At 58.5% G+C, this 12,484-nt stretch carries 7 protein-coding genes; all 7 read right to left on the bottom strand.

Annotation, left to right across the window (positions count from 1 at the left end; translation table 11 throughout):
* Nucleotides 1-3: 3 nt before the first annotated feature.
* Entirely contained in the window at nucleotides 4-1,152 is a 1,149-nt protein-coding gene (locus tag PHP98_01645; GenBank protein MDD5482345.1) for a radical SAM protein, read from the bottom strand.
* Nucleotides 1,149-1,361, bottom strand: a complete 213-nt coding sequence (locus tag PHP98_01640; protein MDD5482344.1) for a HypC/HybG/HupF family hydrogenase formation chaperone — start codon at nucleotides 1,359-1,361, stop codon at nucleotides 1,149-1,151. Before PHP98_01640 ends, PHP98_01645 begins: the two co-directional genes overlap by 4 nt.
* Before the next feature lie 180 nt (nucleotides 1,362-1,541).
* Nucleotides 1,542-2,891, bottom strand: coding sequence for an amidase (locus PHP98_01635; GenBank protein MDD5482343.1), 1,350 nt, complete (start codon nucleotides 2,889-2,891; stop codon nucleotides 1,542-1,544).
* Between the two features lie 15 nt (nucleotides 2,892-2,906).
* On the bottom strand, nucleotides 2,907-3,374 hold the full coding sequence (locus PHP98_01630) for a hypothetical protein (protein ID MDD5482342.1): 468 nt from the start codon (nucleotides 3,372-3,374) through the stop codon (nucleotides 2,907-2,909).
* A gap of 15 nt (nucleotides 3,375-3,389) precedes the next feature.
* On the bottom strand, nucleotides 3,390-5,825 hold the full coding sequence (gene hypF / locus PHP98_01625; protein ID MDD5482341.1) for a carbamoyltransferase HypF: 2,436 nt from the start codon (nucleotides 5,823-5,825) through the stop codon (nucleotides 3,390-3,392).
* Nucleotides 5,826-6,041: 216 nt separating this feature from the next.
* The gene (locus PHP98_01620) at nucleotides 6,042-8,576 is read right to left on the bottom strand and encodes a ComEC/Rec2 family competence protein (GenBank protein ID MDD5482340.1); all 2,535 of its coding nucleotides are present in this window, start codon (nucleotides 8,574-8,576) and stop codon (nucleotides 6,042-6,044) included.
* Nucleotides 8,577-8,685: 109 nt separating this feature from the next.
* A complete protein-coding gene (locus tag PHP98_01615; GenBank protein MDD5482339.1) occupies nucleotides 8,686-12,465 on the bottom strand; it encodes a glutamate-ammonia-ligase adenylyltransferase in 3,780 nt (1,259 codons plus the stop codon).
* Nucleotides 12,466-12,484: the final 19 nt, after the last annotated feature.

Genomic DNA, 12,484 nt, shown 5'->3' with positions numbered 1-12,484 from the left:
TATTCAATTAAAGCGGATATATGCCATGGCTTTCCGGAGCAGTTTACCGCGCAAATTCAGCTCCTGCAAAGAAGACAAGCGCCCCGCGCGGCGGCGGATAAGCATCAATTCCGCCGTCCGGGGGCCAATTCCCGGGACGCGCAGAAGCTCTTCCCGGCCGGCCAAGTTGACATTGACCGGATAAAAATCGGGATGCCGCGCGGCCCAGCACTCCTTGGGATCCAGGTCAAGGCTCAGGTTGGAGCGCGCGTCAAAGCTAAAGTCGTCCGCCCTGAAACCGTATTTACGGATCAAGAAATCAACCTGATAGAGCCGGTGTTCCCGGAGGCAACGCGCGTCCGGCGCGGCCGCGCCGGACGCCTCGCCGGGAATATCGGGGGCGCCCAAACCGGACTGGTAAGCCGAAAAATAAATCCGGCGCAGGCGCAGGCGGTCGTATAATCCGAACATGTAGCGGACAATCTCGGCATCGGTTTCATCCGCGGCGCCCACGACAAACTGGGTGGTTGTTTTGACCCGCGCATACTGTTCGCCTTTGGCGGTCAGGCGCGCCATAAGTTTCAGGGGACGGACAATATCTTCCATGAAGCGCTTGCGGACGGACAATTTCCGGAAATACTTTTCACCGGGCGTCTCAATGTTCAGGGACACGGCGCTTGCCAGCGCAACCGCCTGCCCGATGGCCGCATCGGACGCTCCGGGAATGATTTTCAGGTGGATATACCCCTTGAACCGATAGACCCGCCGGAGAATTTCCGCAACCGCGTTGATACGTTCCATGGTCTGATCCGGAGTGTTGATCACCGCGGAACTAAGGAACAACCCGTAAATATTGCGGCGGGCCAGATAATCCATAAAACACCGCGCCGTTTCGTCCGGGGAAAGCGCACAGCGCCTGACGTTCGTGTCCCGGCGCAGCGGGCAGTATTTGCAATCATTCACGCAGGCGTTGGAAAGCAGGGTTTTGAGCAGGATGGACGTCCCTCCGCCGGGCAAAGTTACCGGATAGAGCCAATTGCCGTCCGCGCCCCGCCGCCGGTGTTCCTGTTCCGCGGTCCCGCAGGCGCAAGCCAGGTCATATTGCGAATCCGCCGATAAAACCCTGAGTTTTCCGAGCGTGTCCATAGATGGCAACTTGTCAGCGCAGTTCATTTTTCCAGATCGCGCGTGATTGCATTATACTCGCGCACATCATCCTCCGTCCATTTTTTGATGGCAAAACCGGCGTGTATCAGCACGTATTCCCCCGCGCGCGGCGCGCTGACCAGCGCCACATTTACCCTGCGCTGCACACCCTGGACCTCGGCGACAGCCTCGGCGCCGTTAACAGAAATTATTTTGGCCGGAATTGCCAGACACATAAAAATTAGCGGGTAGCAAATAGCATTTAGCGGATAGTCCGCAAAATTCACGAAAAAGAACGGCGATTTCTTTTTAACCCGCTTTAATGCAGGGAGTTGGAAAACAAAAAGAAAGGCCGGCGCTACGGCAATTTGTAATGCCGCCCAGTTTGAATTGCAAGGTTTTTCTGCGAGAAAAATTCAGAGCATGCCGAATATCGCCGGATTTTGATTCAACGCAAATACCTTTGGCGGCTGCCACCCGCCAAGCGAACGCTCGATTACATGTCCAACGGCGAGCGCCACATCCTCCCGCCATGGACGCGAAACGATTTGCACCCCGATAGGCAGTTCATCAGGAGCTGTGCCTGCGCGTACGACCACACACGGCCATCCGGTCAGGCTGTAGGGCAGGGTATAAACCCAGCCGTCTTTTGTGCCGTGCTGTGGCGCAGGGCGTTCGGCGGCGGGAGTCAGGATTACGTCGTAATGCGCCATAAAACCGATCAATGCCCGGCGGAATCTATCCCACATGAACAGGTGCCGTTCCACTTCCTCGCTGTTCAGGCGAACCTTCTCGTTTGGCGCCCACTCTTCTTCGGAAAAGGATGAAGGCCGTTGCCAGTACTGCCGCGTGATGGCGGAAGCTTCGGTGATGCGCGGCGGCAGCATCTCTTCAACATGCATTCCCAGGTCAGCCAGAATTCGCGCGGCCTGCCGGCATGTTTCTACAGTTTCAGGGGTGGGATCAGCTCCCTCATGACACGTGTAATAAGCAATGCGAAGCCCCTTTACATCGACAGTTTGCCAGTCCGCGAGCGGCATTGGAACCACGCTTGCGTCCTTCCAGTCCATTCCGCAGAGGATTGGCAGCGCCAGCGCCAAATCTTCAACAAATCGCGCCATGGCGCCGATCGCCGTGCGGGGATCTTGCATGGCGCTGATGAATGGGAAATGACCGGAGATCGGCACTCGCCCCGTGGTTGGTTTCAGTCCGCAGATCCCACAGGCATGGGTTGGCAGGCGTATGCTGCCTCCGGAATCCGATCCCAGTCCCAACGGGGATCCGCCAGCCGCGATCAGCGCCGCTTCGCCGCTGCTACTGCCGCTGGCGCTGTGCGTCAGATTATAAGGATTATTGGTGCGCCCGTAGATTTTATTGTCGGCCATGACGTTGGTTTTACCCAACAGAATAGCGCCTGCCCTGCGCATTCTGGCAACGACAGCGGCATCCACGGCCGGCACGCGATTACGGAAGGCAGGGTCGCCGCCTGTACAAGGCAATCCGGCCGCATCAATCCAATCCTTCACGGTAAACGGAACTCCATGCAACACACCCAGCGGTTGGCCGCGCGCAATTGCCGTGTCAGCCTCACGGGCGTCGTCAACGGCCTGTTTCGCCGCAGATTGAACCAGCGCGTTTAAACACGGGTTAATACTCTCAATTCGCCGGAGATGTGTTTTTACAACCTCTTCGGATGAGATTTGGCGGTCACGAATGCGCCGCGCCAGACTGCCGGCGGAGGCGTAAAACAATTCATTTACAGACATATGCCAAGACTCCAATTAATTTATTTTGAATTCGATCAGTTCGATGGGGCAGCCATTGTCTACGATCATCGCAGTCCTTACACCTGCCGAGGGTGAGCCGGGAAATGACAATACTTTCTTCCCCTTAAGCGCTTCCTCGATGTCATCAACTTCAAATGCCAGGTGTGGGACGGTCCTGACAAGTTCGGATATCGGACTGTCCGCTTCGAACCGCATCCACTCAATGCCGTAAGGACTTTTCCGAAATCCGGAAACGTGCATCTTGTAGCGCGGCAGATAACGCTCGCCACTCCGTATCTGGTTTGTCGGTATTCCCGTGTGGTGATAACGCCAGCCCCAGCGGGCCGTCGCAATTGGCGGTTCGTGGTCTTTGCGCATCATGCCGGCCCCCTCGCGGTAAATCGATTCATACGCCATCGTGGTTTTGTCGTTATATTTGCAGACGAAGATCGTCGCGGATGGCGGCTTTCGGGTGAAACACACAAGTATTTTTTTATTTTATCGCGCTCTCCACCCCGCGCTATTCTTTTTCACACTCCTGGCGGCGGCCACAACCGCCTGGCCCAGGGAAATCCCGCCGTCGTTCGGCGGAACAGCCCGGTGAGTATAAACCTCAAATTTTTCTTTTTCCAGGCAAACAAGCAGTCTTTCCAGCAGGAAATCATTCTGGAAAACGCCGCCCGAAAGCGCCACGCGGTTCAAGCCCTCCCGCCGCCGGATCAAAACGCAGGCTTCCGCCAGCGCCGCGGCGAGCGTGTTATGAAACATGGCGGCAATCCGCCCGCCGGCGGTCTTGCGTTTTAACGCGGCAATCACCGCGCGGATAGTTTTCGCAAATGAAATAATGAATATACCATTTTCCTCCTGAACCGCATAAGGATAATTTTCAAAAATGGTCCGGTCGGCCAGCGCCTGCAAACGCACCGCCGGCCGGCCCTCGTAAGACACCCCCTGCCCCAGCCCGAACAGGGCGGCAACCGCGTCAAAAAGCCGGCCGGCGCTGGAGGTGAGCGGAGAATGCAGACGCTCCCGCGTTATTTTCATCAGGGGCGAAAGCGCGCGCGCCGGAATGGACGGCAGAAATTTCCTGATTATCTTTTCCGCAGACGGTCCGAATTCCGATAAAATGACGCTCATCGCCATGCGCTCCGGCTCCATGATCGCCCGTGCGCCGCCCGGCATGGGATACGGCTTGAAATGCCCAGCCCTTTGAAACGAGCACAGGTCGGCGAGCAGAATTTCACCGCCCCAGATGGAACCGTCCGGCCCGAAGCCGGTGCCGTCCAGGGCCACGCCGATCACTTTTTCCGCCAGCAAATTTTCAGCCATGCAGGCGGCGACATGGGCATGATGATGCTGAATCTTTTCCAGCCGGACGCCGTCCATGCCGAGCGCATAGCGGGTTGAAACATAGTCCGGGTGCATATCGCAGGCGACCACAGCCGGCTTGATTTCCAGAAGTTCCAGGAAATCGCGGACCGTTTCGCGGAAAAAAGCGTAATTGCGCGCATCATCCATGTCGCCGATATGCGCGGAAAGGAAAGCGCGTCCGCCGCGCGTGACGCAAACCGTGTTTTTCAGTTCGGCGCCGCAGGCCAGGACCGGCGGACCATCAACCGGCAGCGGAAGCGCGGCCGGCACAAAGCCGCGCGAACGCCTGAACATAATCCTTTCCCCGCCGGATAATTTCAGGACGGAATCGTCGCAGCGCCGGATAATTTCACGGTCATGAACCAGGACCGCATCCGCAATGCCGCCGAGTATGCCCTTCAAATCCTCCTCCTTGATTGCAATGGGCTCGTCGCGCCGGTTGCCGCTGGTCATTATCAACGGCGAAATTTCCTCAAGCAAGAGGCAATGGAGAGGCGCATAGGGCAGGAAAACGCCGAGATCGGCCGTGTCTGGCGAAATATTACCGGCCAGTTTTTTTCCCTTCCTTTTTTTCAGGACAACAATGGGGGCGGTAACACTTTGCAGCTCGGCCTCCTCCGCGGGGGTCACCCGGCAATATTTCCGGACCTGCCGAAGCGAATTGAACATGACCGCAAACGATTTGTCGGGGCGGTTTTTGCGTTCTCGCAGAAGGCGGACGGCTTTTTCATTCAAAGCGCCGCAACAGAGGTGATAGCCGCCAATCCCCTTGACCGCCAGTATTTTCCCCGCTTTCAACAGCTGGACGGCCGCATCCAGCGCCTCGCCTTCAACCGGGTTGCCTTGCGCATCCAGCAGGCGGAGCCGCGGCCCGCAGACCGGGCAGGCATTGGGCTGGGCTTCAAAGCGCCGGTTACCTGGATCGCGGAATTCAGCCAGACATTCCGGACACATTTTGAAAGACGCCATGGTTGTCCTTTGCCGGTCATAAGGCAGGGCGCGGATGATGGAAAAACGCGGGCCGCAATCGGTGCAATTGGTGAACGGGTACCGCCGACGCCGGTTTTTGGCATCAAAAACATCCCGGCGGCACAAGGCGCAAACGGCCAGGTCCGGCGGCATTCCGGCGCGCATATCGCCCGACCGGACGCTTTTTGTTATCACAAAACCTTTTTCCGCTTCCCAAAGATTGATTTCCTCTGAGTTCAAAACCTCTATGACGGCCTGGGACGGTTTTTCAGATTGCAGGGCGGAAATGAACCGGTTCACATTGCCGGAAGCGCCCTGCGCTTCAATCAGAACTCCGAAGCCGGTGTTTCTGACAAAACCGGTCAGACCGCAACGCCGGGCCAGGCGGTAAACGCAAGGCCGGAAACCGACCCCCTGCACCCGCCCTTCAACCCGCAAGCGCACGCGCCGCAGATCAGGTTTTGCCGCTTTGCGGCGGGCGGCATTGTTTATTTTCGGAAAACAGGGCGCAGTCTCCCGCGTTCCGCCGTTCCACACCCGATTCAACGGAGGGAAAAGCGCCCGACCTGCATCCTCGTCAAACTTCTCAGCCATATTAATTTTCCATGCGTGATGCACGCCGTTTGGCCGCGTAAAAACGCGGGCATCATCACGGTGACCGGCCCGCGGAACGCGACTCACGTGGCAGCCCTGCGGGTTAATTTTGCGCACTCGCATGCGCAAAATTAGTAATACCACACAAGCCGCGCTTTTTCCAGATCGTTCACGGGGAAAACTGAGCGGTTCTGCGAAGAACTTTCCCGCCTTTGCCTAACGCAAATACAAATGGACCGGCTGTATTTTTGTTTTTCTCCGGCCGGGTGTAAAAAAAATGCCCTGCCCGGGCCCCAAGGCAAATCGGCGCTCAACCGGCAATGTTTCCGGAATAGAACGCGGCCGGCGGTCGCGGGCGGCCGAAAAAGGAAGGCAAACAATCCGGCAAGGCGCCGGATCGGAAACAGCCGCAAGGGCATTTTGCTCCGGACCGTAATTTCCTTCCGTGATTATACATTCAAACATCCTGCCGGAAATTTCCGCGCGGCTTTCGGGGCTTGCCGCAAGCATGAGCCCCGGGAACGCTTCGGCAAAGGCGGCGGCATGCACGACGGCGCGGATCGTTCCAAGCCGGGTTTTCCGCCGCAAGTCCCGGGCAAAGCCGGGCGGAGCCGCTGGATTTTCCCGGACATAAACATCAACCTGCCTTGAAGAAAACAACAAATCGGCCGGCGCCGTTTTCAGGGCGCGCACGGTTATCCCCTGTTTCCGGGCCGTGCGCATTAACGCCTTTTCCGCGCTTGATCCCCCCCCTGCGCCGGCCAGGATTATTTCTTTGACGGGCAGCGAGGCGATCAGGCGGTTTGCCCCGCTGAAGTCTTCGGGACCGGGGAAAACCAACGCCAGACGTTGCAGACGGTTGACGCCCTGCCGGCGCAGGTATTTCAAGACATAACGGCTTTGATATTCATCCCCGGCATTGATCAAAACCGCGCCTTCGTCCGTATTGAGGAAACATACCGCCCTATTGCCGGCATTAACCGCGTGGATTTCCCACGGATTGCTTTGCGCGCGCCATAAAAGCGCGCCGCCCAAGAACAGCAAGGCCAGGACCGCGACCAGCCGGACCGCCATGCGCTTGCAACTTACGTTGTTTTGCGCGCAAATGCCGCGCCACGCCACCAGGGCGGCGAGCCACGCAAAAACAAACCAAAGCGGCGGCGATCTGACGAAAACATGCCCGCCGGGCGACTGTGCCAGCGATTTTATCGCGCCGGTTGTCAGCGCAACAAAAAAAACATTGGCAAAATTGAAGGCTTCGCCGGCCAGCGGCAGGAGCCACCCAAAAACAAGGGAAAGGCACCCCGTCAGAAGGATAAGGGTCGCCATGGGGATCACGAGCAAATTGGCGGGCAGGGCGATCAGCGAAACCATGTTAAACCAGCGCGCCGTCAACGGCATTGACACCAGCCACGCGGTCAGCGAAGCGGCCATAATGAAGAGAATCCAGCGGAGCGCGCCGCGCGCGTTCCGCTTCAGGCGGCTTTCGGGTTCCAGCCGGAAAGGGTCGGACTCCAGCGCTTTTTCAATCACCGCAACCAGCGGCGGACAAAACACAATCAGTCCCGCCACGATCCCGAAAGACATTATGAAACCGGCCTGAAACAACTGGAGGGGGTCCGCGCCGACAATCAGCAGGGCGGCCAGGGCCATCGCGGAGGCGATATCGGTTTTGCGTTTGAACAGCGGACCGAGAAAACAAACCAACGCCATAATGCAGCCGCGCAGCGCGCTGGCGCTCATGCCGGACATGATGGTAAAAACAATCAAGGCCGGCGCCAGATAATAAAACCAGCACATGCGCGAGGCGCCATATACCTGCAGAACGGCCACGACAAAAATGGCAATCACGGCGACGTGATGGCCGGAAATGGCGAAAATATGGTAAGTGCCGGTGGCCATAAACGCCGCGCGCAGTTCCTCATGCAGTTCATACCGGCGGCCGAGCAGCAGCGCCTGAATAATGCCCGCCGCCTCGGGACGATGATTTATGCCGCGCGCGAGCAGGTCGGCACATTTCTGCCTCAGGGAAAAACACGCGCTGAACAAGTTCCAACGCGGCGCCCCGTCCAGCAGGACGGGCGGAGACGGCCCGTCAAACTGGAATACAAACCGGCGCGGCAAAAGGTGTTGAACGGCCTCCGGCCCGGAAACGTCCGCGAGGCGGAGATTGTCAATTAAAACCCCGCCCGCCCGCCAACGTTCCCCGTAATGCGGCTGCCCAAGCGCATCGGCCGGCGCCCGCGCCATGACTTTGCCGCGCGCCCTCTGAAAAGCTCCCGTTCTGCGCACGGCCTCAATTTCCATAACAAACGACCAATACCGGCGATCGCCGGCCGGGTTCTTGCGCAACGCCGGATCGTCCGCGATTACGCCAATGATTTCAACCCCTTCCCGTGGCCGGTCCATCAAGGCGGCCAGGGCGCGGCCGGAAGGATTTTGGAGGCGCAGGCAGACCGTAAGCCATCCCGTCAGGAAAACGGCAAAATAAACGAGGCCGGCCGCACACCCAGATTGGAAACGAGAGATTGGCCGGACGGGAATAAAACCGGACATATCGCCGGCAGATTGGCAAAGGCAATGCAAAACAAGGGCAACGAGCAACACCGCGCCGGACAGCGCCATGACGATCGGGAAATGGAAACCGCCAAAACCGGCGCCGGACAAGACGCCAGCCAGGTAACAGAACGCAATGCCAATCAACGGCCGGCGCATCGGGCCGTTCCGGCAGGGAATGTTTTGGTCCGTCATAAGGACAGCTTACATGGTTGGGATGAAAAACCAAAGCCCGGAAATGCAAAACGCAGGAAGCGATTTTGCTGTTTTTTTTCCGCGGCGCCGCCGGCGGGAGACAAAGCTTTCAGCCGGCCGCCCGGAGCGTCAGGTGTGTTTTCAGATAATTTTCCGCGCGCGCGCGGCAGACCGCCAATTCGTTCAGCAATTCTCCGGGAGAAGCCGTGTACCCCATGACCCGCCGGGCAAGCCCCTCAAGCTCCGGCCCCGGCCCGGGCAAAACATGGACCTGGCGGTCCTCAAAGATTTGCAGGCAATGCTCAACGCGCCTTAAAAACTCATAATCGCGTTTCAGTTGCTCGGCCGCTTCGGGGGGGATGAGCCCGCGCCGGCCCAAAACGGTCAAGGCGTCCAAAGTGTTGCCGTTGATCAGTTCCGGAATTGCGGAAGCATGGACAAGCTGGAGACCCTGGGCCAGAAATTCAATGTCACGGATACCGCCCTGCCCGTTTTTGATGTCGCGCGCGAGCAAACCGTTGTTCCGCGCCTCCCCGACGGCGGCGCGGCGCGTTTTTTCAATGGAAGCGATGATTTCCTTATTGTCCTTTCTTTCCCGGATGACCCGGCGCGCCATTTCAACAAAACGCCCGCCCAGCTCTTCGCTGCCGGCGACCGGTCTGGCTTTTAACAGGGCCTGGATTTCCCAGGGCGCCGACCGCTTGCAGTAATAATCCGCCAGGGCCGGCAGAGAACAAGCGACCTGTCCGGCGCGGCCATAGGGGCGCAGACGGAAGTCAACGCGATAGGCGTGGCCTTCCTCGGTATGGCCGGAAAGATATTTGCCGACCTGCCGCATCGCCCGGCAAAACATATCGCCGGCGGCCGGCTCCGCCGCGTTGAAAATCCCCAGCAAATCAATATCGGAGCTGTAATTTAATTCGCGCCCGCCCAACTTGCCAAAAGCCACGACGCAAAAATCAGCGGACAGGTTTAGCCCCGTTTCCAGGCCGAATCGTTCCATGGCCGCCCGGATCATCACCTCGGCCAGCGACGATAAATCCGCGGTAATCCCGGAAATCGGCGCGTGCAGGCAGATATCGCGCGTGCCGATCCGCAATATTTCCCGGGACCGAAAGCGCCGGACCGCGTTCAGCCAGTCGCGGAGATTGCGGCCGCCGCTGAAATCCCGGAGATCCGATTCAAGCGCCCCCCGCGGGCGCGCCCCGTTGATCACCTCCGCGGCCGTCACCCAGTTCAGGAATTCAGGATTGGCAACAAGCGTATCGGCCAGAAACTGGCTCGCCGCGAAAATGTTCAGCAATATTTCCAGCCGTTTGGGCTGCGCCAGAAGAAGCTTGAAATGGTTCCCGCCACCGCCGGCGGCGCGCGCGTAGCGTTCCCAGTTGTTCAACGCGCGGTCGGGATCAACCGAGCGCCTGAGATGATCGCCCGCCAGAACCGCCAAGACGGCAAACTCCTGCCCTCCGCCCCCCCCGTCTGTTTCACCCGACCGGAGTTTGCGCAGGTTCAAATACGCCCGTTCCGCGTTCTTGAAGCCGACGGGCGCGAGAATTCTTTCCCGCAGCGGCGCCGGAACCAAATCGGAAAGGACGAGGTCGGCCATATTCCCCTGCGGCTTGCCGGGCAGGGAATCGCGTCCGAAATGCCGTTCAACAAATGCGCGCACCGCCGCCGTGCGGGTTTCAAACTCAACCCGCAAGCTCTGTTCCGGCTCCAGCCGTCCGTCGCGCTGGTACCCCATGCGCCGGGCCAGATGGACGAACTCGGGCGAACCAACCGGGGGCAGGAAAAGATCGCGCGCCGAACCGCGCAGCATCCGCAAACCGTTGATCAATCTCCGGAAAAAATAATAGGCTTCCGTCAACTGCCGGCTCTCCTCCCGTCCAAGCACACCGAGCGCGGAAAGTTCCTCCAGGGCCTCGTGAATGCGGGGCGTGCGCAGGCGCGCGTCATGCCGGCCGTGCATGACCTGGAGCAGCTGGATGTCATATTCAAGGTCAACCAGGGCGCCCGGACTGAACTTGGCGTTGCAACGTCCGCCGGAAATTTTTTCGGCAAGCTGTTTTTCGCGCAAGGCCCGCAATTCGTCAAACTTGATGTTTGAAGCGCCGTAAACAAATTCATCCCGCAGGCGCGCGACCCTGGCGCCCATTTCGGCGTCGCCCGCCACCGCGCGCAACCGGACCAGCGCCAGGCGCTCGTAGGAATGGGCTTTGCCATTGGATCCGTAATAGCGGCAGAAACTTTCCAGACTGCAGGCGCGCGGACCGCTCTCGCCGTACGGCCGCAAACGGGTGTCAACCCGGAAGATGCCCTCGCGCTTCGCGGCAATGACGTCCGAAAGCATCCCCGCCGCCGCGCAGAAATAATCAGAATTTGCGACGCCGCGCGCGCCATCGGTTTTGCCGTTATCGCCGAAAACCAGCAGGAGTTCAATATCCGAGGCGTAGCCCAGCGCTTCGCCGCCGAATTTGCCCAGGCCGAAAATCGCCCACTGGACCTCAAAGCCGGCGATGGTGCGGGGCAAGCCGTGTTTTTCCCGCAGATTGCGGAATATGATTTCAGCCGCGGCGCGCACCACCGCCTCGGCCAGACGGGTCAGCCGCCGCGAAAACATCTTGACGTCAATCGCCGGATTGAGAATCTGTTCCAGGTCAATCAGGTAAAGCTCGTCATTCTTGAACTCGTTCAAAATACGGCGCTCTTCATCCATCCCTTCCGCCTTTTTCAGTTTCCGGGCAAGCTTGCCTTCAAGTCCTTCCGGCGGCGTGGCGAAGGTTTTGTTTTTGATTTTCGGATCCGCCCCCGCATTGAGAATGGGGAGAAGCGTCTCGTACTGCAAACGGACGAAGTCCTCCCAGACATAGTCGCTGGCTCCCAGAAGGCGGGCCAAATTCTGCAAAGCCTGCGGGGTGGAAAGCAGTTTTATCCATTCTTCCCTGTTCGGGACGGCAAGCACCGATTTCAGCATGTTGTCAAAGCGGCAGAGGGCCGCGTATGGATCGGGCGATATGCCGAGGAAGCAGGTGAATTGCTTGGTCAGCAGGATGGCGATTTTGACGGTGTCCAGCCGCGCCGCGTCGCTGATTTTCAGGCCATGTTTGTCAAGAATGTCAATTTCATCCTGGATTTTTCCCGCAGCGGTGCTTATTTTCACCTGCTCAATGGATAGGTTTTGGAGCGCCAGGGCGGCGCTCAAAGTGTAAAGGAAAGCCGGCGTATCCTGCGAAATAACCGTCAAACGGGTGTATTCCGGCGTGTCGGTTACTTCAATGGCCACCGGATACAACACCGTCCCGGCCTGAAGTTTCAAGACGGCCAAGCGGGCGGCCACCATTTCGTTCACCATCCGGCGCGCGTTTTCCAACCCGCCGCCGCCCATTTCCAGATTGCGAATGACCTCGCCGAGGACAGCGCTGATTTTTTCCCGCCAGACCGCCGCTGGCAAATCGGATTGCACCGCGATGACAAAACGGTCAATGATCATCCTCCGGATAACGGCCGACTGCGGATTATCGCGCTCCTCCGGCAGAAGAGGACGGTAAGTAAAAACATTGCCGGCAAGAATGTTGCCGCCCATGCCGGCTAAAACCCCGCTGATCAGGGAAAATTCGGACGGATAATCGCAGGCCAGAACAGTGCACACCGTTTTTCCGTCCGATTCGTTTTCAAACAAAACATGGACCGGATTTTCGCTGTTCAACCCGGCCAGCGCCCGGAGGTGGCGCCCCGCCTGCGCCGGTGTAAAAATGCCGTAATAATTTTCACCCAGCCTTTCCAGATGAGCGCGCAACAAACCATCCGGAACATCCGGACAAATTTGCCGCAACTCTTCAAAGGACGGCTTCAGAACGCGTTTCCCGCCGTTTTTAAACAGGAGACTCATGACCAGGCGTTTATGCCCA

This window comes from Kiritimatiellia bacterium (genome assembly GCA_028715905.1).
Classification (GTDB): domain Bacteria; phylum Verrucomicrobiota; class Kiritimatiellia; order JAAZAB01; family JAAZAB01; genus JAQUQV01.
Note: the sequence above shows the minus strand (reverse complement) of the source record. Positions and strands in the feature narration are given on the sequence as shown.